The organism is Ruegeria sp. N8, from assembly GCF_056531325.1.
The window spans coordinates 291,678-315,243 of record NZ_JBQFLQ010000004.1; the positions used below are offsets into that span (position 1 = coordinate 291,678).

22 protein-coding genes, 1 tRNA gene and 1 pseudogene are annotated in these 23,566 nt (G+C 58.4%); 14 read left to right on the forward strand and 10 right to left on the reverse strand.

Features of this window, described 5'->3' with window-relative positions:
• Nucleotides 1–71 precede the first annotated feature (71 nt).
• On the forward strand, nt 72–422 hold the full coding sequence (locus ACR0C5_RS11230) for a DUF2794 domain-containing protein (RefSeq protein WP_170771486.1): 351 nt from the start codon (nt 72–74) through the stop codon (nt 420–422).
• Here the strand turns inward: ACR0C5_RS11230 and ACR0C5_RS11235 are convergent.
• The 3 genes from ACR0C5_RS11235 to ACR0C5_RS11245 all read right to left on the reverse strand — a co-directional run bounded on the left by ACR0C5_RS11235 (nt 419) and on the right by ACR0C5_RS11245 (nt 2,988).
• Nucleotides 419–1,156 carry a C40 family peptidase gene (locus tag ACR0C5_RS11235; protein WP_480876538.1) on the reverse strand — a complete coding sequence of 246 codons (738 nt, stop codon included), beginning with the start codon at nt 1,154–1,156 and terminating at the stop codon, nt 419–421. The two genes, ACR0C5_RS11230 and ACR0C5_RS11235, sit on opposite strands and share 4 nt — an antisense overlap.
• The gene (locus tag ACR0C5_RS11240) at nt 1,153–2,535 is read right to left on the reverse strand and encodes a leucyl aminopeptidase family protein (RefSeq protein ID WP_480876541.1); all 1,383 of its coding nucleotides are present in this window, start codon (nt 2,533–2,535) and stop codon (nt 1,153–1,155) included. The genes ACR0C5_RS11235 and ACR0C5_RS11240 overlap by 4 nt, the downstream gene beginning before the upstream one ends.
• Nucleotides 2,536–2,598: 63 nt before the next feature.
• Nucleotides 2,599–2,988, reverse strand: a complete 390-nt coding sequence (locus tag ACR0C5_RS11245) for a hypothetical protein (protein WP_170771590.1) — start codon at nt 2,986–2,988, stop codon at nt 2,599–2,601.
• 144 nt (nt 2,989–3,132) lie between these two features.
• On the opposite strand from ACR0C5_RS11245, the gene ACR0C5_RS11250 reads away from it, so the two are divergent.
• Entirely contained in the window at nt 3,133–3,783 is a 651-nt protein-coding gene (locus ACR0C5_RS11250; protein WP_170771492.1) for a carbonic anhydrase, read from the forward strand.
• A 62-nt stretch (nt 3,784–3,845) separates the two neighbouring features.
• Here the strand turns inward: ACR0C5_RS11250 and ACR0C5_RS11255 are convergent, their stop codons facing one another.
• The gene (locus tag ACR0C5_RS11255; RefSeq protein WP_480876545.1) at nt 3,846–5,462 is read right to left on the reverse strand and encodes a DUF4139 domain-containing protein; all 1,617 of its coding nucleotides are present in this window, start codon (nt 5,460–5,462) and stop codon (nt 3,846–3,848) included.
• Between the two features lie 82 nt (nt 5,463–5,544).
• On the opposite strand from ACR0C5_RS11255, the pseudogene ACR0C5_RS11260 reads away from it, so the two are divergent.
• Nucleotides 5,545–5,646: pseudogene (locus ACR0C5_RS11260) on the forward strand (carbon monoxide dehydrogenase); the annotation flags it as partial.
• 114 nt (nt 5,647–5,760) lie between these two features.
• Complete coding sequence (locus tag ACR0C5_RS11265) at nt 5,761–6,741, forward strand: hypothetical protein (RefSeq protein ID WP_170771496.1); 981 nt, start codon at nt 5,761–5,763, stop codon at nt 6,739–6,741.
• A gap of 64 nt (nt 6,742–6,805) precedes the next feature.
• Here the strand turns inward: ACR0C5_RS11265 and ACR0C5_RS11270 are convergent.
• Nucleotides 6,806–6,892, reverse strand: a tRNA-Leu gene (locus tag ACR0C5_RS11270).
• Nucleotides 6,893–7,091: 199 nt separating this feature from the next.
• Here ACR0C5_RS11270 and ACR0C5_RS11275 point away from each other — a divergent pair.
• A complete protein-coding gene (locus ACR0C5_RS11275) occupies nt 7,092–8,075 on the forward strand; it encodes a complex I NDUFA9 subunit family protein (RefSeq protein ID WP_480876549.1) in 984 nt (327 codons plus the stop codon).
• Here ACR0C5_RS11275 and ACR0C5_RS11280 read toward each other — a convergent pair whose 3' ends face one another.
• Nucleotides 8,076–8,879 carry an undecaprenyl-diphosphate phosphatase gene (locus ACR0C5_RS11280; protein ID WP_480876551.1) on the reverse strand — a complete coding sequence of 268 codons (804 nt, stop codon included), beginning with the start codon at nt 8,877–8,879 and terminating at the stop codon, nt 8,076–8,078.
• Nucleotides 8,880–9,109: 230 nt separating this feature from the next.
• Between ACR0C5_RS11280 and ACR0C5_RS11285 the strand changes: the two genes are divergently transcribed.
• The 7 genes from ACR0C5_RS11285 (at nt 9,110) to ACR0C5_RS11315 (ending at nt 20,289) form a co-directional block, all read left to right on the forward strand.
• Complete coding sequence (locus ACR0C5_RS11285) at nt 9,110–10,543, forward strand: NAD(P)-dependent oxidoreductase (protein WP_480876553.1); 1,434 nt, start codon at nt 9,110–9,112, stop codon at nt 10,541–10,543.
• A 23-nt stretch (nt 10,544–10,566) separates the two neighbouring features.
• Nucleotides 10,567–11,001, forward strand: coding sequence for a GFA family protein (locus tag ACR0C5_RS11290; RefSeq protein WP_480876555.1), 435 nt, complete (start codon nt 10,567–10,569; stop codon nt 10,999–11,001).
• Nucleotides 10,998–15,530, forward strand: coding sequence for a glutamate synthase large subunit (gene gltB / locus ACR0C5_RS11295; protein WP_480876558.1), 4,533 nt, complete (start codon nt 10,998–11,000; stop codon nt 15,528–15,530). The genes ACR0C5_RS11290 and gltB overlap by 4 nt, the downstream gene beginning before the upstream one ends.
• A 116-nt stretch (nt 15,531–15,646) precedes the next feature.
• Entirely contained in the window at nt 15,647–16,381 is a 735-nt protein-coding gene (gene mtgA, locus ACR0C5_RS11300) for a monofunctional biosynthetic peptidoglycan transglycosylase (protein ID WP_170790274.1), read from the forward strand.
• 58 nt (nt 16,382–16,439) lie between these two features.
• Nucleotides 16,440–17,105: an FtsZ-binding protein FzlA gene (fzlA, locus tag ACR0C5_RS11305; RefSeq protein WP_170771511.1), complete on the forward strand. Its 666-nt coding sequence runs from the start codon at nt 16,440–16,442 to the stop codon at nt 17,103–17,105.
• Nucleotides 17,106–17,176: 71 nt separating this feature from the next.
• Nucleotides 17,177–18,214 (forward strand): tRNA epoxyqueuosine(34) reductase QueG, encoded by a 1,038-nt coding sequence (queG, locus tag ACR0C5_RS11310; RefSeq protein WP_480876561.1) that lies wholly within the window; start codon nt 17,177–17,179, stop codon nt 18,212–18,214.
• A gap of 71 nt (nt 18,215–18,285) precedes the next feature.
• Nucleotides 18,286–20,289 (forward strand): hydantoinase/oxoprolinase family protein, encoded by a 2,004-nt coding sequence (locus ACR0C5_RS11315; RefSeq protein ID WP_480876564.1) that lies wholly within the window; start codon nt 18,286–18,288, stop codon nt 20,287–20,289.
• 4 nt (nt 20,290–20,293) lie between these two features.
• Here ACR0C5_RS11315 and msrA read toward each other — a convergent pair whose 3' ends face one another.
• Nucleotides 20,294–20,803, reverse strand: coding sequence for a peptide-methionine (S)-S-oxide reductase MsrA (gene msrA, locus ACR0C5_RS11320; protein WP_170771516.1), 510 nt, complete (start codon nt 20,801–20,803; stop codon nt 20,294–20,296).
• Complete coding sequence (gene msrB, locus ACR0C5_RS11325; protein ID WP_170771518.1) at nt 20,800–21,249, reverse strand: peptide-methionine (R)-S-oxide reductase MsrB; 450 nt, start codon at nt 21,247–21,249, stop codon at nt 20,800–20,802. The genes msrA and msrB overlap by 4 nt, the downstream gene beginning before the upstream one ends.
• A gap of 140 nt (nt 21,250–21,389) precedes the next feature.
• On the opposite strand from msrB, the gene ACR0C5_RS11330 reads away from it, so the two are divergent.
• The gene (locus ACR0C5_RS11330) at nt 21,390–21,911 is read left to right on the forward strand and encodes a glutathione peroxidase (protein WP_170771520.1); all 522 of its coding nucleotides are present in this window, start codon (nt 21,390–21,392) and stop codon (nt 21,909–21,911) included.
• Here ACR0C5_RS11330 and ACR0C5_RS11335 read toward each other — a convergent pair.
• Nucleotides 21,887–22,774, reverse strand: a complete 888-nt coding sequence (locus ACR0C5_RS11335) for a DMT family transporter (RefSeq protein WP_170771522.1) — start codon at nt 22,772–22,774, stop codon at nt 21,887–21,889. The genes ACR0C5_RS11330 and ACR0C5_RS11335 overlap by 25 nt on opposite strands.
• Before the next feature lie 194 nt (nt 22,775–22,968).
• On the opposite strand from ACR0C5_RS11335, the gene ACR0C5_RS11340 reads away from it, so the two are divergent.
• Complete coding sequence (locus ACR0C5_RS11340) at nt 22,969–23,202, forward strand: hypothetical protein (protein ID WP_170771524.1); 234 nt, start codon at nt 22,969–22,971, stop codon at nt 23,200–23,202.
• A gap of 60 nt (nt 23,203–23,262) precedes the next feature.
• Here the strand turns inward: ACR0C5_RS11340 and ACR0C5_RS11345 are convergent, their stop codons facing one another.
• Nucleotides 23,263–23,550: an HU family DNA-binding protein gene (locus ACR0C5_RS11345; protein ID WP_170349467.1), complete on the reverse strand. Its 288-nt coding sequence runs from the start codon at nt 23,548–23,550 to the stop codon at nt 23,263–23,265.
• Nucleotides 23,551–23,566: the final 16 nt, after the last annotated feature.

Here is a 23,566-nt window from a genome sequence, read left to right on the forward strand (position 1 = left end):
GCGCTTCAAAATTGCCACACCCTGTCGTGCGTGGGCTTGATTCAGGCGCGTTTTCCGGCAAGGCTTGGAGCATGAACATGCAGCCTCCCAGCCGGTTCTCTGGTAACTCGGCCCAGATGCCCGTCGCTTTCAACCGCCACGAGATGTCTCATATCCTGTCCGTCTATGGTCGGATGGTCGCCGCCGGAGAATGGCGGGACTACGGCATTTCCAACCTCCGCGATATGGCCGTGTTTTCGATCTTTCGCCGCACGGCCGAACACCCGATATACCGGGTAGAAAAGCACCCGCGTTTGCGGCAGAAACAGGGGATGTATTCGGTGGTCGGCATGGATGGCCGCATCCTGAAGCGCGGTCAGGATTTGCGTACCGTGCTGCGGGTTCTAGAACGCAAGCTGATCCGCTCGGTTGACCTTGATTAGAGCCTTTTGTGACTGGTCACCGGTCCGTCACCCTGATCTTTGATCCGCGCAACGGCCTGCACCATCGGCTCAAAGGTCACATCCATGTGGAAGGCATTGGCGTGCAGAAGCATGTCCTCGGCATAGACCCATGCAACATGGCCCTTCCAGAACAATAGATCACCACGTTGAGGCGGAGTGCCGTCTGGCAGAGTTTGCCCGACCGCGCGCTCTTGATCTCCGCTATCACCCGGGCAATGCATCCCGCAGGCCAGCAATCCGGCCTGCACAAGGCCCGAGCAATCCAGCCCGCTTCGGCTGTTGCCGCCCCACAGATACGGTGTGCCCAGAAACAGCTCGGCCACGGCGACTGGGTCGGTCAGGGTGACGCCGATGGGTTTGGCGTGAACGGCGGGAATGAAACCAAGTTCGGTTTCCAGAAACCCGTTCACTTCGGACCGGGCGGTTATCCTGCCGCCGAAGCTCAGTGACGCGATGTCCGGGCTTTTCATATCCGCTTGGGTATAAGCATGGGTGGCTGGGGCGGTAATCCAATGGGTTGCGGGGGTATCCGGGCCAAGCTGGCCCGACCGGACCCAGCCCGGATAACCGTCCTTGTCTGATGTGATCCGGCTCCAACCCTCTACTGTATCAGTGACTGCGACCGTATCCCCATACAAAAGTTGCCGATCCCGGGGCCCATCTGGGCTGCGCATCAGATCGACGACCGGCTGTATGATGCGGTGTTGGGTCATAGGCCCAGCATCTCGGGCAGGGCGGTCAAAAGGGCACGTGGGCCTTGACCCAGCCCGCCCTTGCTGCGTCCGGGTTCTTTGCTGCGCTGCCACGAATAGATGTCGAAGTGTATATAGGGACTGTCGACCGCAAAACGGCGCAGGAACAGGGCGGCAGTGATCGACCCGGCAAATCCACCCGCAGGGGCGTTGTCCAGATCGGCAATGCCGGGTTCGATCATGCCTTCGTAAGGCTCATGGAAGGGCATCCGCCAGACTGGGTCGGCTGCTGCGCGCGCCGCGTGGGTCAAGGCGTCGGCAGCCTTGTCGCTGTCGGTGTAGAAGGGCGCCAGATCAGCACCAACAGCCACACGCGCTGCCCCGGTCAGCGTCGCCATCGAAATAACAAGGTCTGGTTTCCCCTCATCCGCCAGCGCCAGCGCGTCCGCCAGAACAAGACGCCCTTCGGCATCGGTATTATTGATCTCGACCGTCAGACCCTTGCGCGAGGTCAGGATATCGCCGGGTCGAAAAGCGTTCCCAGCCACCGAATTCTCAACCGCTGGGATCAGAACACGCAGTTGCAGCGGCAGGTTCAGCGCCATGATCATCCGCGCCAGCCCTAGCACGTTGGCTGCCCCGCCCATATCCTTTTTCATCAACCCCATCGAGGCACCGGGCTTCAGGTTCAACCCGCCAGTATCGAAACAGACACCTTTACCGACCAGAGTCAGTTTCGGTCCTGCGTCGCCCCAGTTCATCTCGATCAGGCGAGGCGCCTGCGCGGCGGCACGACCCACCGTGTGGATCATGGGAAAATTCTGGTCCAACAGGTCATCGCCTGCAATCACCGAACAGGATGCACCGAATTCCTGTGCCAGCGCTTCAGATGCGGCCTGCAACTGATCCGGCCCCATATCCGAGGCGGGGGTGTTAACCAGATCGCGGATCAACGCCTCGGCCTTGGCAAGAACCTCCAATCGGGTGACATCCACGCCATCCGGTGCGACGAGGCGCGCTTTGGCGGCGGATTGACTGGCATAGCGGTCGAAACTGTATCCGGTCAGCAACCATCCCAGGCATTCAGTCTCAAGCACATCATCCGATACCCCCGAGGCTATGCGATACGTGCCTTTGGGCAACGCTTCGGCCGCTGCGGCCAGTGGGAACCGTTTGCGCGCCCGGCCTGCTGGTTTGCCAAAGCCCGCCAGCGCCATGGACGGCGCACCGTCTGCATCGGGTATCAACAGCGTTTGACCCAAACCGGCCGTGAACCCGCTGTGTTCCACCCAAGCCGCCACAAAACCAGGCTGATCCGAAAGCCAGCTTTCCAGATCGGGCTGCGCGATCACGTGCAATGGCAGGGACGGGTCAGAGGCAGGGGCAAAAGACAGGGTCATGGCGATCTCAACTGGTTCGAATTGCGCCCAGCCTAGTCACCCACGATCCGTTCGCAAGCCCCGTCAGACCGAAAGGTCCTGCTGGTCCCAGATGACGGTCAGCGATTTTTCACCCACGCGGATCAGGCGCGACAGCGTTGACCCCGTGGCCACGGCATCGCCGACATCAACATTATGCGCCACGTCCCCTGCTACGCGCGCCAAAGCGGTCATCCCAACCTGTTCGGAAATCGCCACCAGAGAACGCGCGCATTTGCGCAAGCTCACCCAGTCGCGCCGCCGCCAGTAGCGTTCGCAATTTGACAGGCGCACGGCCAGTTCCTCGACCGTGCGACACAACACGTCCAATGCATTCTGATCCCCCAACTGTCCGCACAATCCGTTCAGACGCTCCGGGTCCAAGCGGACGGATTCCTTGTGTTCAAGCGTGATTATCTTTTCCACCACATTCACCCCAATTCCTTGCACCCCCACGGTGTGGCCCTACTGTGGCGTGAAATTCCTTTGCAAAACCTTGCAGTGCTGCGGGATAATGGCTCGAATTTTCGGTGAATTCGGGTTACAGCACTCGTCAGACACAAGACTAAGGACGTAAGAATGGAACGCGCCAAACCTCTGCCGAGCTATCTGGTCAAACGGTATCACGGCTGGAAAGCCACCACCTATTCCGAAAATCAGGTCTGGTACCGGCGCCTCGCGACCGAGGGTCAGCGCCCGCGCGCGATGGTTATTTCGTGCTGCGACAGCCGGGTGCACGTGACGTCGATGTTCGGCGCGGATCAGGGCGATTTCTTCATTCATCGTAACATCGCCAACCTCGTCCCCCCATACGCCCCGGACGGAGATCACCACGGTACCAGCGCCGCGATCGAATACGCCGTAACCGCGCTGAAAGTGGCGCATCTGATCGTGCTGGGCCATTCGCAATGTGGCGGCGTTCAGGGCTGTATCGACATGTGCAAGGGCCAGGCCCCGCAGCTTGAAGCCAAGGACAGCTTTGTCGGGCGCTGGATGGATATCCTCAAGCCGAAATACGATCTGGTGGCCGATATCGAGGACAGCACAGACCAGGCGCGCCAATTCGAGCGGCATGCGGTTGTTGCCTCGCTGGAAAACCTGCTGACCTTCCCGTTCATTGCTTCGGCTGTCGAGGACGGATCACTGAGCCTGCACGGGCTGTGGACCGATATCGGCGAAGGCGGGCTGCAATGCTATGACCCGCACGAAAAGAAGTTCGTGGTTGTTTGATTTTCGATAGGCGCAATGCGATGTGAAGGGCCGGTCAGGCCCTTCTTTTTTGTGCAATTGAATCACCGTAGGATCATACCCTCGGGCCAGTTTAGTTCTGTCTCGATTTGAATAGTTTCTGCCTGTCCGGGGGCCAACTCCATTTCCCACGCCAGAACTCCCCGCCGGTTATCGACATTTTCTTCGGCAGGGCTGGGATTTGCGCTCCAGGTGATATTCAGATCATCCTGTTCGGAAAAGGGGACGCTCTCGAGCAGCCGTAGGGGCCAAGTTTGGTCCGAGAGATTCTCGATGTGAATTTGAGCGCGTTCAACTCTTTCGTTCGAGCGTGATATCAACCCGACGTCACCGCTGCGCCGTCCCAGGATTTGGTGCTTCAAAGTCAGAGCATAAAGAGGACCAAATCCCAATTCCACCTCTTCACGAGGTCCGATTTCGGGGCTGGCATCGATTGCGACCAGAACGCCATCGACATGCCATCTGGCATATTCCGAGGAGATTAGGTTTTGTGCATACGGATTCGTGAAACGCGCAGTGCGATAAGCCGTGTCGTCTCGGCTGGGATTGGCCAAGGCAAAAAGCTCTGCCGGTTGAGACATGCTATCCAGTTCCAGTTCGGCGGCCCCGTATCCGCTGGAAATCGAGATCGGTACTGGCAGCGTATAGGTCGTGCCCGTTCCTTGAACTGACGCGGCGCTCGGGTTCCAACTTCTCGCGGTTTCTTCGGCCACAACCGGCGCCTCTACGACCGGTTCTTCCAGCGTTTTGGGCTTTTCACGGATAGAGCGGCGTTTGGTTCGAATCCTAGACGCAGTGCTTTGATCGTCGGGTTGCAGTGTGGAAACGCTCAGGGCGATGTCGTTCCAGTCTTCACCAGTCGTTTGAGCCACAAAGACGCTGCGTTTGATCTGCACCTTCGGGGTATTTCCGGTTTTCAGATCAAAGACATAAGCCGGTTGCCATGATGCAGTTTCATAAGTGAGATATGACAGCGATAGTGTTCCATTTGTATCTTCTTCGGCAATAGCATCTACGGCGATAAAGATACGTTCATCCGCTTCCGGCACAAGCGCGGCCAGATCAGCTTGCGCCGATTCCAACTCGGCCTCAAGCTCTGCCAGTTGGGTTTCAGTTTCTCGCGCCTCAAGTTCTGCTGCCTGCGCGGTGTTTTCAGCATCAAGGGTTTCGTCGCCAACCATGCGGGCAATGCTGCGCAGGTTTTCGGGATCCGACTCGGCCGAACCTTCGTTACGCCCCAGATTGGTGAGGAACGCAATCGTGTGACCGGCAGCTTGGGCCTTCAATCGGGCGGTGTCAGCCTGACCCTCGACCGATTGGATTCGAGATTCTATGTCTTCGATACGTTCTTCTACCTTTTTGACGGCCTCGCCGACATAGTCGCGCCAGGGCACGTCTGCGTAGCGTGAGATCAGAGCCGTCTGACTTAATCCATCTGCGCGAAACTGCATTGTCGCGATTTGGTAGCCTACATCGTCGCTTTTCGGTGTGCCCAACAGAACCAGTCGATGACGGCCCGCTGGCACATCGAAGGCGCCTGTTCGGGTGATCTGAGCCCCTTCCGGGTACACAGTCACGGCGCTAACATTGGTTTCAATGGTAAAAGTTTCAGCATGTAGAAGTGTCGGCAACAAGGCCAAAGAATAGATCAAAGATTTCATAACAACTCGCAACAAATCAGTGGCACCATACCGTATAGGTTGCAGGAGTGCTGCGCTGCAACAAGTCAAAAGAAAATGAGCCGCCAGATTGGGCAGCCGTTTGATTGCAGGGACAGCCAAAAAACTGTGGGGCAAGTTCTTCACCGGATTTGCCGAGGTCGTGGCGGAACAGGAGGTGTCCTGACCTTTTAAGCTTGGGGGAAGTATTGTTTGCGTCCGTGAGCAAATGAGTTGACCGCAATGCGGATCAAGGCGATCACCATGCCTGTAGGAGATTTCCGCAGGCAGGAGGTGTGGGATGTCGATTGGCCCTCAGGTCAGGAAGCTTGAAGACAGGGTTTTGATTAATCCCAAAGACGGTCCTGCCATCAGGCGTCTCGTTACTCTTTTGGACCTTTGGGAAAATTCCGAGAATGCAAGCGGTACCTTTGGCGCGACGCAGGCCCGGATAAATGAAGACCTAGGTCCAGATTGGCGTCAGGACATGCTGGATCGCTCGCAAATTTGCGAAAGTTATCATCATTGGATGTCTGTCTTGTCTTCTGCAGGCATGGCTACTGCCGTCCCGATTGCTCAGGCGTTTTCGGGCCGGGTGATGACAATCAAAGGCCAACAAACGCACTGCGATACGAGGATCAAGTTCTTCAAAGAAACCAAGGTGATATCGCGGCTTTGTCACGATTGCTACAAAGTGCAAATCTTGCCTTCAAATCTAGACGAGATGTTCCAGACCTATTTCCTTTTGCTTTTGCTCAATCTGCCGAACGACAATGCAAGGAAGTGCATGATTGAGCTGAGAGATGGCATCAAATACCCCTATAAAGGGTATATTTATTGCCAGAGCATCGAAGAAGCTAAGGACTGCATGGTAGCTTTCGAAAGCCTCAAAATTCGGAACGGGGTAAAGGGGATTCGTACAAAAATTTCGCACGGATGCTCCGAGTTCGTGCAGGAATACCCGGATTTTAAATTCAACGAAGCTGAAGCATTCAGTGAGTTCAAGGTACCAGATGATTGGGTTGCGAAAGAGACGCGCTATTTCAAAAACTTGAAGCTCCCGACATCCTTGCGGAAGACGAACTCGAAAACGTTTCTCAGTCTGAGGGATGTTTTCAGTTTTCGCACATGGGTAAAATACGCTGAACTAATTGGCGACGAAGCAAGTGAGTCATACAGATCGCAACAAGGTCCGAACCTGTTACCAACGTTTATTCAACGCGTTCAGAAGCAAGCAAAAAAGCGGAACAGCGAAATGAAAGCGCTCGTCGAAACAGACTGATGGTACAGCATGTTGCAAGAACGGACATTTGCGTCCGGACAAAACAGCGAGTTTTCGGAAGAGATGGTGCCCAGGAGAGGACTCGAACCTCCACGTCCATACGGACACTAGCACCTGAAGCTAGCGCGTCTACCAATTCCGCCACCTGGGCAGGTGTCGTGGAGGGGCGTTTAAGCCCACTGGCGAGGGGCGTCAACCGGATTCGGGAAGTTTTTTGAAAGTTTTTTGACCGCATACGGAACACCCCTGAGAATGGTGGGGTTTTTCCCTTGCACGCGGCGTTATTGCGCCTTGTTCCGCGACCTTTTGGGCGGTAGATCGGATCTGGACCTAAAAACAGGAGCCCTTCTATGTCAAAACTGGTCACGATTTATGGCGGATCTGGGTTTGTGGGCCGGTATGTCGCGCGGCGCATGGCAGGCGAAGGGTGGCGTGTTCGGGTAGCGGTGCGCCGTCCGAACGAGGCGATGTTTGTCAAACCCTATGGCGTGGTCGGGCAGGTCGAACCTATTCTTTGCAATATCCGCGACGATTCCTCGGTCGCAGCGGCTATGCAGGGCGCGGATGCGGTGGTGAACTGCGTGGGTGTGCTGAACGAGCTGGGCAAGAACGCGTTTGACGCCGTTCAGGCCGAAGGTGCCGAACGGATCGCACGGATTACGGCCAAGCAGGGGATCGCGACGATGGTCCATATCTCGGCCATCGGCGCGGATGCGGACTCGGACAGCGAATATGCGCAGACAAAGGCACAGGGTGAAGCCGGCGTACTGGAACATATGCCCGGTGCCGTGATTTTGCGGCCCTCGGTCATTTTCGGGACCGAGGATCAGTTCTTCAACCGCTTTGCAGGCATGACCCGCATGGGACCATTCTTGCCGCTGGTGGGCGCTGAGACGAAATTCCAGCCTGTGTATGTGGATGATGTGGCCAAAGCCGCAGTGCAGGGTGTTCTGGGACAAGCCAAGGCCGGCACTTATGAGCTGGGCGGACCCGAGGTGAAATCCTTCCGCGCGCTCATGCAGCAGATGCTTGATGTGATCCATCGCCGCCGCATCATTCTGGGGATGCCGTTTTTTGTGGCCCGGATCATGGCCGGCGTTCTGGATATTGTGAAGTTCATCAGTTTCCAGTTGTTCCCCAACAACATCCTGACCCGCGATCAGCTAAAGAACCTGCGGCGCGACAATGTGGTGTCGGACGGGGCCAATGGTTTTGCCGATCTGGGGATTGAACCCGCCACGCTGGAATCCGTTTTGCCGGACTATCTGTGGAAGTTCCGCCCCTCGGGTCAGTATGACGAGATCCAGAGATCGGCCAACAATCTGCGCACCTGATTAGCTGTAGGCGATGACCAGCAGGATCAGGCCCAGACAAACGCGGTAGATCACGTAAGGCGTAAAGCTGACACTGCGCAGCAGGCGCATCATCAGGGATAGCGCCAGCAAGGCGGCGGCAAAGGCAAAAAGGGCGGCGATGGCGCCGTCGATGGCCAGCCGCAGGTCGGCCTCTTTGATCACATCGACCGACAGCAGGATGCCCGAGGCCAGGATCGTCGGGATCGACATCAGCATTGCGATCCGTGCGCCCTCTTCTCGCGTATACCCAAGATGCCGTGCGCCGGTGATTGTGATGCCGGACCGCGACGTGCCGGGGATCAGCGCCAGCATCTGCCACAGCCCCATGATGGCTGCATCTTTCAGTCCCCAGTCCTTGGCTTCTTTTGTCTGCGGGCCTTTCTGATCCATCCAATAAAGCAACAGCCCAAAGCCCAGCATGGTCCATCCGATTATCGCCATCGAGCGCAGGGATTGGCTGAGTCCGCTTTGAAACAGGACCGCCCCAAGGATTACCGTCGGGATGGTCGAAACGATCAGCCCCAAGGCCAGTCGCGCTTGTTCAGTGTCCGTTTTACCGCGCAGCGCGCGGGGCAGCCCCGCCGCCGCGGACTTTACGTCGGGCCAGAAATACAGGACCACGGCACCCAAAGTTCCCACATGAACCGCTACGTCTATGGCCAAACCCTGATCTTGCAGGCCGGTCAGGCTGGGCAGAAGAATCAGGTGGCCCGAGGATGAGATCGGCAGGAATTCGGTGACGCCCTGAATGATTGCCACAAGAATCAGCTGAAAAAGACTCATGAACCTGCCCGTGCCATTGCCACGTGTTTTATGCGATTCATGGGTATAAGTGCTGCGTTGAAAAGGAAAGGACACTTATAGGTCCGAATCGGATCTATTTTTTCAAAGTTTTTGGACATCATTAGAAATTTTGCTTTGGAAATTACTAAATAGGTCAGCATTTATGACTTTTCATCTGATCTTGCATCTTTTATGGAAGCTCGACAAAGCCAATTCATGGAGTCTGACCCGTGGCCAAGCAACCGATGCTGAAATTTGTGCAAGTCGATCGCGCCATGCCCGAAAAGCGTGCCGCAGACACGCGCAAGGAAGACTTTGACGAGATTTACGCCGAATTCGCCTCGGCCAAGGCGGAAGAGCAGGCCAGCCGCTGCAGCCAATGTGGTGTGCCTTATTGTCAGTCCCACTGCCCGCTGCACAACAACATCCCCGATTGGCTGCGCCTGACCGCAACCGGGCGCTTGGAAGAGGCCTATCAGACCAGTCAGGCTACCAACACCTTCCCCGAGATCTGTGGCCGTATCTGCCCGCAGGACCGTTTGTGTGAAGGCAATTGCGTGATTGAACAGTCCGGCCATGGCACCGTGACCATTGGCACGATCGAAAAATACATCACCGATACCGCATGGGACAAAGGTTGGGTTAAGCCCGTTGTTCCGGGCACCGAGCGCAGCGAAAGCGTCGGCATCATCGGTGCGGGTCCTGGTGGTCTGGCGGCTGCCGACATGCTGCGCCGCGCTGGTATTCAGGTGACGGTCTATGACCGCTATGACCGCGCCGGTGGTTTGTTGATGTACGGTATTCCGGGTTTCAAACTGGAAAAGGACATCGTGCAGCGTCGCAACGATCTGCTGGCAGATGGTGGCGTGACATTTGAACTGAATTGTGACGTCGACGCCACGAAATTCGAAGAAATTCGTGGGAAGCACGACGCAGTGATCATCGCCACTGGCGTTTACAAGTCGCGCGACCTGTCCATGCCGGGCAGCGGTTTGGCCGGGATCGAGAAGGCGATTGACTTCCTGACGGCCTCGAACCGCAAAAGCTTCGGCGACGCGGTTGAAGACTTCGACAATGGTCGCCTGAACGCGGCTGGCAAAAAGGTTGTCGTAATCGGCGGCGGCGACACCGCGATGGACTGTGTGCGAACCTCGATCCGTCAAGGGGCGACATCGGTCAAATGCCTGTATCGCCGCGACCGCGCGAACATGCCTGGTTCGCAGCGCGAGACTCAGAACGCCGAAGAAGAAGGCGTGGTGTTTGAGTGGCTCAGCGCGCCCAAGGGCTTTACCGGCGACGACAACGTCACAGGTGTGATGGTGCAGAAGATGCGCTTGGGCCAGCCCGACGCAACCGGCCGTCAGGCCCCCGAGGTGATCGAAGGCGCGGACTATGTCGAAGACGCCGATCTGGTGATCAAGGCGCTGGGATTTGAGCCCGAAGACCTGCCCAGCCTGTTTGGCCAGCCCGACCTGCCGGTGACACGCTGGGGTACCGTCAAGGCCGCCTTCCAGACCGGCGAGACCGAGATGGACGGCGTCTATGCCATCGGTGACATCGTGCGCGGGGCCTCTTTGGTCGTGTGGGCGATCCGCGACGGGCGCGATTGTGCCGATGCGATCATCGACCGGTTCAACGCCAAGGCTGCAGTCGCAGCCGAATAGACCCAGCGATCAGGAGCCTCGAAATGCCCGAGTTGCAAGGCCAATGCATGTGTGGCGCGGTCACGGTGACCGCTACGCCCGCGCGCGATGCGCTGGGCGCGTGCCATTGCGACCAATGCCGACGCTGGACAAGTTCGATGCTGGTTACTTTTCAGGCCGAAGAAGGCTACGCCGCGCTTGGGCCGGTCAAGACCTTCACTTCGTCCGATTGGGCCGAGCGCGCCTTCTGCGCCGACTGCGGCTCGGCACTGTGGTACCGGATCACGCTCCCCGGTGAGATGCACGGACACACGCAAATCGCCGCAGGCCTGTTCCCAGATACTGGCCACACGCTGAAACTGGAACTTTATTTCGACAAAAAGCCCGAAGGGTACGCGTTCGCAGGTGAACGCAAGCAAATGACCAAAGCCGAGGTCGAGGCCATGTACGCCCCCTCGGAAGAAGGAGACAGCCAATGACCAAATATGATGCCGATTGGGTGCGTGCCGAAGAAGCCAAACGTCAGTGGATGGCCGAAAACGGTCTCTATTCCGAGGAGGAAGAACATTCATCCTGCGGTGTCGGCCTTGTCGTGTCTGTCGACGGTAGGCCGTCGCGCAAGGTGGTCGACGCGGGGATTGATGCGCTCAAGGCGATCTGGCACCGGGGCGCTGTGGATGCCGATGGCAAGACCGGCGATGGCGCGGGTATCCATGTGCAGATCCCTGTTCCCTTCTTCTATGATCAGATCCGCCGCACCGGCCACGAACCCAATCTGGATGAGCTGATCGCGGTCGGTCAGGTCTTCTTACCCCGTACGGACTTTGGTGCGCAGGAACAGTGCCGAACCATCGTGGAAACCGAAGTGCTGCGCATGGGTTACTACATCTATGGCTGGCGTCACGTGCCGGTCGATGTGACCTGCCTGGGTGAAAAGGCCAATGCGACCCGGCCCGAGATTGAGCAGATCCTGATCTCGAACTCCAAAGGTGTGGACGAAGACACCTTTGAGCGCGAGCTCTACGTGATCCGTCGTAGGATCGAAAAGGCGGCGTTGGCGGCAGGAATTTCCGGCCTGTATCTGGCGTCGCTGTCCTGCCGCTCGATCATCTATAAAGGAATGATGCTGGCCGAACAGGTTGCGGTTTTCTATCCCGACCTGATGGACGAACGCTTTGAATCGGCCTTTGCGATCTATCACCAGCGTTATTCGACCAACACCTTCCCGCAATGGTGGCTGGCCCAGCCCTTCCGCATGTTGGCCCATAATGGTGAGATCAACACGCTGAAAGGCAACGTCAACTGGATGAAAAGCCATGAGATCCGCATGGCATCCTCGACCTTTGGGGACTACGCCGAGGACATCAAACCGATCATCGCGGGCGGATCGTCGGACTCCGCCGCATTAGACTCGGTTTTCGAGGTTCTGGTGCGTGCGGGCCGGTCTGCTCCAATGGCGAAAACCATGCTGGTGCCGGAAAGCTGGTCCAAACAGGCGGTCGAGTTGCCGCAGGCGTGGCGCGACATGTATTCCTACTGCAACTCGGTGATGGAGCCATGGGATGGCCCCGCCGCTCTGGCCATGACCGATGGTCGCTGGGTCTGCGCCGGGCTCGACCGGAATGGTTTGCGCCCGATGCGCTACGTTGTGACGGGTGATGGATTGGTTATCGCCGGGTCGGAGGCCGGGATGGTGCCGATTGATGAGGCATCGGTGACGGAAAAAGGCGCGCTGGGTCCGGGTCAGATGCTGGCCGTGGATATGAAGCGTGGCAAGCTGTACCGCGACACGCAGATCAAGGACAAACTGGCCCGTGCCCTGCCCTTTGGCGAATGGGTTGGCAAGATCAACGATCTGAATGAAAGCCTGTCAGGCGTGACCGAAACCGCGAAGTTCAGCGGAGAGGAACTGCGCAAGCGACAGATCGCAGCCGGTTATTCTGTTGAAGAGCTGGAGCAAATCCTTGCCCCCATGGCTGAAGACGGCAAAGAGTCCCTGGCCTCGATGGGCGATGACACGCCATCGGCGGTTTTGTCCAAGCAATACCGCCCGCTCAGCCATTTCTTCCGCCAGAACTTTAGCCAGGTGACCAACCCGCCGATCGACAGTCTGCGCGAATACCGCGTCATGTCGTTGAAAACCCGGTTCGGTAACCTGAAAAACGTGCTGGACGAAGACAGCAGCCAGACCGAGATCATCACGCTGGACAGCCCCTTTGTCGGCAACACCCAATGGGACAAGCTGGTAGAAAATCTCGGTTCGCCGCTGGCGGAAATAGATTGTAGCTTTGAACCCGGTCGGGGCGCGTTAAACGCCGCTTTGACTCGTGTTAGAGCCGAAGCAGAAGAGGCCGTGCGCTCGGGCGCGGGGCATCTGGTGCTGTCCGACATGGGTTCGGGCGCAGGTCGCGTGGCGATGCCGATGATTCTCGCGACCAGCGCGGTGCACTCGCATCTGACCCGTCAGGGGCTGCGGACTTTCTGTTCGTTGAACGTGCGCTCGGCCGAATGTGTCGATCCGCATTACTTTGCGGTTCTGATCGGTTGTGGCGCGACCGTGGTGAACGCTTATCTGGCCGAAGACTCGCTGGCTGACCGCATTGATCGCGGCTTGCTGGATGGCACGCTGACCGAAAACGTCGCACGCTATCGAGAGGCAATCGACCAAGGTCTGCTGAAGATCATGGCCAAGATGGGCATTTCGGTGATCTCCTCTTATCGCGGTGGTCTGAACTTTGAGGCCGTGGGCCTTAGCCGTGCCATGGTGGCTGAGTATTTCCCCGGCATGACCAGCCGGATTTCCGGTATCGGTGTGACCGGTATTCAGACCAAGGCCGAGGAAATCCATGCCAAGGGCTGGGACAGCGGTCTGGACGTGCTGCCCATCGGTGGTTTCTACAAGGCGCGGAAATCGGGTGAAACCCACGCGTGGGAAGCGACCTCGATGCACATGATGCAGATGGCCTGTAACCGCGCATCTTACGAGCTGTGGAAGCAATACTCGGCCAAGATGCAGTCGAACCCGCCGATCCACCTGCGTGACCTGATGGATTTCAAACCGCTGGGCAAACCGGTGCCGATTGAAGAGGTCGAGTCGATCACCTCGATCCGCAAGCGTTTTGTGACGCCGGGCATGTCGCTGGGCGCATTGTCACCCGAAGCGCATAAGACGTTGAACGTGGCGATGAACCGGATTGGAGCCAAGTCTGACTCTGGTGAAGGCGGCGAAGATCCGGCGCATTTCGTGCCAGAGCCCAATGGCGACAACCCATCGGCCAAAATCAAACAGGTGGCCTCGGGCCGGTTTGGCGTGACTGCCGAATACCTGAACCAGTGTGAAGAACTTGAGATCAAGGTCGCCCAGGGTGCAAAACCCGGTGAGGGCGGCCAGTTGCCGGGCATGAAAGTGACCGACCTGATCGCGCGCTTGCGCCACTCGACCAAGGGCGTGACGTTGATTTCCCCGCCACCGCACCACGATATCTACTCGATCGAGGATTTGGCGCAGCTGATCTATGACCTGAAACAGATCAACCCGCGCTGCAAGGTGACGGTGAAACTGGTTGCGTCCTCGGGTGTGGGCACGATTGCCGCCGGTGTGGCCAAGGCGAAAGCGGATATCATCCTTATTTCGGGCCACAATGGCGGCACGGGCGCATCGCCCGCGACGTCGATCAAATATGCCGGTTTGCCGTGGGAAATGGGCCTCACCGAGGCGCATCAGGTTCTGGCGATGAACAACCTGCGCGACCGTGTGACCTTGCGGACCGATGGCGGGCTGCGCACCGGGCGCGATATCGTGATGGCTGCGATGATGGGGGCCGAGGAATACGGCATCGGCACCGCCGCCCTGATCGCGATGGGCTGTATCATGGTGCGCCAGTGCCAGTCGAACACCTGCCCGGTCGGTGTGTGTACGCAGGACGAATCCCTGCGCGCCAAATTCACCGGCAATGCCGACAAGGTCGTCAACCTGATCACCTTCTACGCGCAGGAAGTGCGCGAGCTGCTGGCCAGCCTTGGCGCACGCTCGGTTGATGAGATCATCGGACGGGCCGATCTGCTGGCGCAGGTCAGCCGGGGCTCGGCGCATCTGGATGATCTGGACCTGAACCCGCTGCTGATCACCGTCGATGGCGCGCAGAATATCGTCTATGACCGTGACAAGGATCGCAACGCAGTGCCCGATACGCTGGATGCCGAGATCGTGCGCGATGCGGCGCGGTTCCTGAAAGACGGCGAGAAGATGCAGCTGTCCTACGCGATCCAGAACACGCACCGGACGGTTGGTACTCGGGTGTCCAGCCATATCGTGCAGAATTTCGGGATGCGGAACACGTTCCAGGACGACCACCTGCATGTGAAATTGCAGGGCTCGGCCGGTCAGTCGCTGGGGGCGTTTGCGGCTCCGGGGCTCAAGCTGGAAGTGTCTGGCGATGCTAACGACTATGTTGGCAAGGGCCTTTCCGGTGGCATGATCGTTGTGCGCCCACCGCAGGTCAGCCCGCTTAAGGCAGATGACAACACGATCATCGGCAATACTGTTCTGTACGGGGCCACCGATGGCCACCTGTTCGCAGCAGGCCGCGCAGGCGAACGGTTCGCGGTTCGGAACTCGGGCGCCAAAGTGGTGATCGAGGGCTGTGGCTCGAACGGGTGCGAATACATGACCGGCGGTGTCGCCGTGATTCTGGGCGACATTGGTGCCAACTTTGGCGCGGGCATGACCGGCGGCATGGCGTACCTGTACGATCCCGAAGGCAAGGCACAGGCTCTGATGAACATGGAAACGCTGGTGACCTGCCCGGTTACGGTGGACCATTGGGAAGACCAGCTGAAAACGCTGATCGAAACTCATCAGTCTGAGACCTTCAGCCGCAAGGCCGCTGATATCCTGCAACATTGGGATGTGGAAAAGGCCAATTTCCTGCAGGTCTGCCCGAAAGAGATGCTGAACAAGCTCAGCCATCCTCTGACCAATGAGGTTGAAGCCGTTCCGGCAGAATAAGTCGCCAATCAGTCAAATTGCAAAACCCGCGTACCACTCCGGTACGCGGGTTTTCTTATTCATGGACCTCTACAACAGACATTTCAAACAAGGCCTACACGTCGTATAGCTGTGGCATGGCAAAGAAAGCAGTCCGCAAGACAAGCGGTAAGAAAAAGAAGGCGTCGAAAGCCAAACCCAACGTCGTGATGCGGATTCGCCGCTGGGTCACGCGTGGGCTATTGGCGATTGCGGTGTTTGTAGTGGCGCTGATTGGGCTCTATTCGGTAGTCAACCCTCCGGTGACCCATACGATCTGGTCCGAATGGCGCAGATTGGGCAAGGTCGAGCGTGACTGGGTTCCCATCGAACAGATTTCGCCGATCATGGCGCGGTCAGTCGTAGCGGCTGAGGACGCCAATTTCTGCCGCCATTGGGGGTTTGATGTCGAAGCTATTCGTGACGCGATTGAAGGGGGTGGTGCCCGAGGTGCGTCGACGATTACGCAGCAAGTGGTGAAGAATGTCTTTTTGTGGCAAGGGCGCAGTTGGGTGCGCAAGGCGCTTGAAACTTCGATGACGCCGGTCGTCGAAATTTTCTGGAGCAAACAACGTATACTTGAAGTCTATTTGAACGTCGCCGAGACCGGAAATGGCGTATTCGGGGTTGAGGCAGCGGCACAGCGTAATTTCAACGTTCCGGCGTCCAAACTGTCCTCGGTTCAGGCGGCGCGGATTGCGGCGATCCTGCCATCCCCGCGAAATCGGTCGGTAACCGACCCGTCGGTGCGCACCCGCAGACGAGCGGCTGCGATTCTAGACGGGGCGGCCACCATCCGCGCAGATGGTCGCGCGGATTGTTTCGAGGATTGAAAAACAGGCCATCTCAGGGCTAAAGCTGAGGGGTATTCACTGGTTCGATTGGAAGCTCATGGCGCGTCTGTTTCACGTTCCCCTGTCCCCGTACTGCCGCAAGGTCCGTCTGTCGCTTGCCGAAAAGAAGATCGAGGTTGAGCTGGTCGAAGAGAAATACTGGGAACAGGACCCGGATTTCCTGCGCCGCAATCCGGCGGGTAAAGTGCCGGTCCTGCGATTGGACGGGCATGTCATGGCGGAAAGCAGCGCCATTTGCGAGTATATCGAGGAAACGCGCCCCGAACCCGCTTTGATGCCAAAAACACCGGAAGCCCGGTATGAAGTCCGGCGGCTAGTCGGCTGGTTTGACGACAAGTTTCATCACGAGGTGACATCGAAACTGTTGTACGAGCGGGTCAACAAGAAGATGACCGGGCAAGGTTACCCGGACAGCAAGAATGTCAAAGAGGGTGCCAAGGCGATCAAGTATCATCTGGACTACATGGCATGGCTTCTAGATCACCGACGTTGGTTGGCGGGCGACCAGATGACATTGGCCGATTTCGCGGCGGCGGCGCATTTGTCGGCGCTGGACTATATCTCGGACGTGGATTGGAACCGTTCGGCGGCGGTCAAGGATTGGTACGCCAAGATCAAGTCTCGGCCTGCGTTTCGGTCTATACTGGCGGATCAGGTGCCGGGGTTTCGGCCTCCGCCGCATTACGCGGATCTGGATTTCTGATAGGGTGGCAGGGGGGCTATCTGCCCCCCATCGCGCCGGGGCGCGATTCCCCCCGAGGATATTTTAGCCAGATGAAGAGCGGATCGGATTTAAAGGACAAGGTGGTCGCTCGGGCATTGAGCGAGGGGTTTGTGTCCTGTCGGATTTGTCGGCCGTGGGATGTGCCGGATGTGCCCGCGCGGTTGCAGGCGTTTTTGGATTCCGGGTATCACGGACAGATGGGGTGGATGGCCGAACGGACCCATTGGCGGGGCGATCCGTCGGCTTTGTGGCCCGAGGCGCGGTCGGTGATCATGTTGGCCGAGAGCTATACGCCGGAACATGATCCGACCGAGGTTTTGGGCCATCCTGATCGGGGTGCGATTTCGGTCTATGCGCAGAACAAGGATTACCATGATCTGGTGAAAAAACGCCTCAAGCGGTTGGCGCGGTGGTTGATTGCCGAAGGTGGCGGCGAGGTGAAGGTGTTTGTTGATACAGCGCCGGTGCCTGAGAAGGCCCTGGGCCATGCGGCGGGGCTGGGATGGCAGGGGAAGCATACGAATCTGGTCAGCCGTGATTGGGGAAATTGGGCCTTTATAGGCTCTGTTTTTACTACATTGGACCTGCCTGCGGATATGACCGAGGTGGATCATTGCGGATCGTGTCGCGCTTGTTTGGATGCCTGTCCAACGGATGCGTTTCCTGCGCCGTACAAGTTGGATGCGCGGCGGTGTATTTCCTATCTGACCATCGAACATAAGGGGTCGGTTGACGAAGATCTGCGCGGAAAGTTGGGCAATCGGATTTACGGATGCGATGATTGTCTGGCGGCCTGTCCGTGGAACAAATTTGCTGTCGCGGCCAGCGATCTGCGCTATGCGGCGCGGGATGATTTGGTGGCCCCGCCGCTGGTTGAATTGGCCGGGTTGGATGATGCGGCGTTTAGGGTCAAGTTCTCGGGCTCGCCCATCAAGCGGATCGGGCGGGATCGGTTTGTGCGCAACGTGCTGTATGCGATTGGCAATTCCGGTTTGCCCGCGCTGAAGCCCGTGGCGCAGGGGTTGGTGGATGATCCTGATCCAGCCGTGGCTGATGCCGCGCGCTGGGCGGTACAACAACTGCCCTAAGTGCCGCAAACAGGCTGGACGTGTCGGTCCAAACCGCTACACCCAATTCAGCGAACAGGAAGGAGAACCCGATGGCGCTGGCTTTGGGGGTGGATACGGGCGGAACCTATACGGATGCGGTGCTGATCCGGGATGAAGCTGAGGTGATCGCCTCGGCCAAGTCGCTGACCACGCGGGCAGACTTGGCAATCGGCGTGGGCAAAGCGATTTCGGCTGTGTTGGAACAGGCGGCGGTTGGCCCCGAGCAGATCTCGATGGCATCTTTGTCGACCACTTTGGCCACCAACGCTCTGGTCGAGGGGCAGGGCGGGCGTGTGGCGTTGGTCTATATCGGGTTCAAAGAAGGTGATCTGGATCGGCACGGGTTGCGCGACGCGCTGAAGGGTGATCCGGCGCTGGTGATTGCCGGGGGTCATAGCCATGCGGGGGGTGAAGTTGCTCCGCTGGATTTGGCCGCGTTGCAGACGTTTTTAGACTCTCATAAAGGCATATCCGGCTTTGCCGTGGCCGCGCAGTTTGCCACGCGCAACCCCGCGCATGAGCTGGAAGCGGCGCGGATTATAGCCGAGCGGACGGGGGCTCCGGTCACATGTTCTCATCACCTGTCGGCCAAGTTAAACGGGCCGAAACGGGCAGTGACGGCGGTATTAAATGCACGGCTGATCGGGATGATTGACCGGCTGATCGGACGGGCGCAGGATCAGTTACTGACGTTGGGAATCACCGCGCCGATGATGGTGGTCCGCGGCGACGGCGCGTTGATGAGCGCCGAGCAAGCGCGAGAACGCCCGATTGAGACGATCCTCAGCGGGCCTGCGGCCTCGATCGTAGGGGCCAGTTGGTTGACGGGGGCCGAGAATGCGCTGGTGTCGGATATTGGCGGGACGACCACGGACATCGCCGTGATCCGCGACGGTAAGCCCGCGATTGATCCCAATGGTGCGCGCGTCGGTGGCTTTCGCACCATGGTCGAGGCGGTGGCGATGCGCACGCATGGTCTGGGCGGCGACAGTCAGGTCCATGTGGTGACCGAGGGGCTGGTTGGCGGCGTGGTCCTTGGGCCGCGTAGGGTATTGCCAGTGTCGCTGATCGCGGCCGAGGCCCCGGATGTGGTGCATGCTGAGTTGGACAAGCAACTGCGCGCGACCACGGTAGGTGAACATGACACGCGGTTTGCCCGCCGCGTGCCCGGTATCCACGCCGAAGGGCTGGGTGCACGGGAAGAGGTGTTATTGGACCGTCTTGGCGATCAGGTTTTGCCGCTGAGCGACCTATTGCGCACACGGATGGAGAATGGCGCCCTGACGCGGCTGGTGGATCGCGGGATCGTTCAGGTCTCGGGCGTGACGCCGTCGGATGCCAGCCACGTTCTGGGGCGGCTGGACGCCTGGGATGCCGAGGCAGCATGCAAGGCGCTGGAATTGGTGTCGCGCAAACGGGTTGGGTCAGGCGATGTGCTGGCGAAAAACCCCGAGGTTTTGGCGCAGATGATCGTGGATCAGTTGACGGAACAAACGTCTTTGACTTTGTTAGAGACTGCTTTTGCCGAAGAAGTCGAGGATTTTGGCATTCCCCCGACGGATCTGGCTCGGCACATTCTAACGCGCAAGGGCTTGGCCCGACACCGGGGCCTGCTGGCTTTGGATGCGGCGCTGAATGTGGATGTGATCGGGCTGGGTGCCTCGGCCCCCAGCTATTACCCGGCGGTGGGGGACCGTTTGCATTGCAAGATGATCTTGCCCGAACATACTGGCGTGGCGAATGCCATCGGCGCGGTCGTCGGTCGCCTGACCTTGCGCCGGGCGGGGACGGTCACGTCGCCTTCCGAGGGCAAGTTCCGGGTGCATCTTGAGGACGGACCGCAGGATTTCAACGATTCCGAGGCGGCGTTGTCGCTGCTAGAATCCGTACTGCGATCCGAGGCTGAGGGCGCGGTACGCGACGCCGGGGCCGAGGATATCCGCGTGATCGTTGACCGCGACATCCGCACAGCCCGCGTCGAGGCGCAGGAGGTCTTTGTCGAGGCCATGATCACGGTCGAAGCCAGCGGCCGCCCAAGGGTCGCCGCCGGCTGATCGCTTATTCCGCCGCGTCGCGTTTGGGCAGAACCCAATCGGGGCGCGGGAAATGGCAGGTATAGCCGTTGGGGATACGCTCCAGATAGTCCTGATGCTCGGGCTCGGCGTCCCAGAAATCACCGACGGGCTCCAACTCGGTCACGACCTTGCCGGGCCACAAACCGCTGGCGTTCACATCGGCAATCGTGTCCAACGCCACCTGTTTCTGTGCGTCATCGACGTAGTAGATGGCCGAACGATAGCTCATCCCGCGGTCATTGCCCTGACGGTTTACCGTAGTCGGATCGTGGATCTGAAAAAAGAACTCCAGCAGGTCACGATAGCTGATCTGCGTGGGGTCAAAGAAAATCTCGATCCCTTCGGCATGGGTGCCGTGGTTGCGATAGGTGGCGTTGGGGACATCGCCGCCAGTATAGCCGACACTGGTGCGGGACACGCCCGGTAGCTTGCGGATCAGGTCCTGCATTCCCCAGAAACAACCTCCTGCTAGGACAGCGCGTTCTTCGGTCATTGGATTTCCTCCACATGGATCAGATAGTCGGCATAGCCTTCGGCCTCCATGTCATCGCGATGGACAAACCGCAAGGAGGCTGAGTTGATGCAATAGCGCAGCCCGCCATGTTCACGCGGGCCGTCGGGGAAGACGTGGCCTAGATGGCTGTCGCCGTGTTTTGAACGCACCTCGGTGCGAATCATGCCGTGGGTGGTATCCCGGAACTCTTCTACATGTTCATGCACGATGGGCTTGGTGAAACTAGGCCAGCCGCAGCCGGATTCGTATTTGTGAGTCGAAGCGAACAGCGGCTCGCCCGAGACGATATCCACATAAATCCCCGGTTCCTTGTTGTTCAGCAGCTTGCCGCTGCCCGGACGCTCGGTCCCGCTGTTCTGCGTGACATGGTATTCTTCGGGCGAGAGGGCAGCGATGGCCTCGGGGGATTTGGTGTATTGGGTCATGGATCCTCCGGTCGGTTGAGTTGCACCATTATTTGGGGGTTGGGGCGCAGAAATCAAAGCCTGTTTCATGCGCCTCGCGCCCTCGTGCGTTGATCCGGGGGACGATTTGGCGCGTATACTTGGGTAGAGGAGGGTTCACCATGTTCCGCATCTTGCTGTTGACCGCTTTGATTCTGACCGGGCGCACCGTGCAGGCTGCGCCGTTGAGCGGAGAGTTTCCGTCCATCGACGGCGGTACCCTGTCGATCGCGGATTGGCGCGGGCAGCCGGTTTTGGTGGTGAACACGGCCTCGCATTGCGGCTTTACTGGGCAATACAACGCGCTGCAGCAAGTCCACGAAGACTATGGTCCGCGCGGACTGGTCGTGCTGGCGGTACCGTCGGATTCCTTCAATCAGGAATTGGGATCGGCGGAAGAGGTCAAGGAATTCTGCGATTTCAACTATAACCTGACCCTGCCGATGACCGACATCACCCCGGTTCGAGGCGCAAAAGCGCATCCTTTCTATCAACAGGTTGCGGCGCAGACAGGATTTGAGCCCAGTTGGAACTTCAACAAAATCCTTCTGGATCCCGAAGGCGAAGTTATAGCGACCTATGGCGCGACCACGCGCCCCGATTCCCGGCAAGTGCTGTCTCAGGTCGAGGCTTTGCTGCCCTGAGCAGGCTGTCGCGACAGTTGCACCGCCAGGATTCCAGCGGTGGTGATCAAAACGCCAACAGCATCCAGCGGGCCCAGTTTCTCACCCAGCAGAATCGCGGCGATGGTCACGCCGAATACGGGGTTGAGGAAATGGAAGGTGGCTGCACGAGTCGCCCCGATCCGATCCAGCAGAAGGAACCATATCAGCGTGGCCAACAAGCCGGGGAACAGGGTTGTGTAGGTGAAAGCCAGCACCAGCGGAACGGTGAGGTGGATATGGATCACCTCGAACAGGGGAGCCGCGACGAACAGAACGGCTGAACCAACCAGCATCTGCAACCCCACGACCATCATGAAATTTCCGCCTGAGGTCGCCCCCCGCACCGCCAAGGTGGCGAAGGTCAGCGCCAAGGCCCCAACACCGCAGAGCATCACGCCGACCATATCAACGCCCGCGCTGATGCGGCTGCTCATGATCAGAGCGACGCCAGCAAACCCGGCGAGCAGGCCAATCACGCCTAGCGGTCGCAGTCGATCGCCCAGAAAGAGCCAGCTTGCCAGTGCCACCAGCAGCGGCATGGTCGAGGCGATGATGGCGGCAACCGACGCCTCAATCGTTTGCATTGCGTAGAAATTCAGACCCAAATACAGGGCATTTTGGCAGATTCCAAACAGGATGGTCGCGTACCATTGTTGCGGCGTCAGCCGCCAGCTCTGTCCCATTGCGCGCGCAATGGCGACGCCGATCAACCCGGAAATCAAAAAGCGCAATGCCAGCGAAAACAGCGGTGATGCGTCCATCACGATGATCCGCGCCGAAGTAAAGGCCGACGACCAGATCAGTGCAAATGTCAGCCCCATGGCCATGGCGCGCAGATCCATCGCCCATCCCCTTTGTTGGTTTCGCGCACTGTTCCTTAAATCAGTAAGGGTCGCAAGATGTACCGTCTGGCCGTAGTAACTAGGAATCTCATAAGGGCACCACACGCGGGGCGCACAATTTAATTCTTACCGGAGTTGGAGTTACTTTTCGGCCCGCTAGATTATAAGTGTCGATGACAAAGGCGTAGCTTGTTATGTTGCAAGAGAAGCGAAAAGACCTGGATTCAGAGCGGCAGAAAAAGCTGCTGTTTCGGCTTGTGGATGAACTCAGCCAATCTTCGCCTGATCTGTACTATCGCCCGACCAGTGAGATCGCGACGTACCTTGAAAAGTATATTCGTAAGGAAGCAAAACTGTCTGCAGACGATCGGGCCTTGATGAACCGGCTCAGCCGTCGTGATCTGGAAGTGCTGTTAAGTTTGCACTGATCCCAAAGAAAAAGGGCCCCCAACTGGCGGCCCTTGATCATACCGTGGTGAAAGCTGAAATCAGCCGTTCACGCTGTCTTTCAGAGCTTTTGCGATGGTCATCTTGACCACTTTGTCAGCTTCTTTCTTGAACTGTTCGCCGGTGGCGGGGTTGCGCACCATGCGCTCGGGGCGCTCGCGGCAGTAGATCTTGCCAACGCCCGGCAGGGTCACGGCACCGCCGGCGGAAACTTCGCGGGTGATCAGGCCGGTCACGGCCTCCAGCGCGGCGTTTGCAGCCTTCTTGTCGGTCCCCATTTCCTCAGCGAGAGCAGCAACCAGCTGAGTCTTTGTCATAGGCTTTGCCATTTCTTGGTCTCCTTAA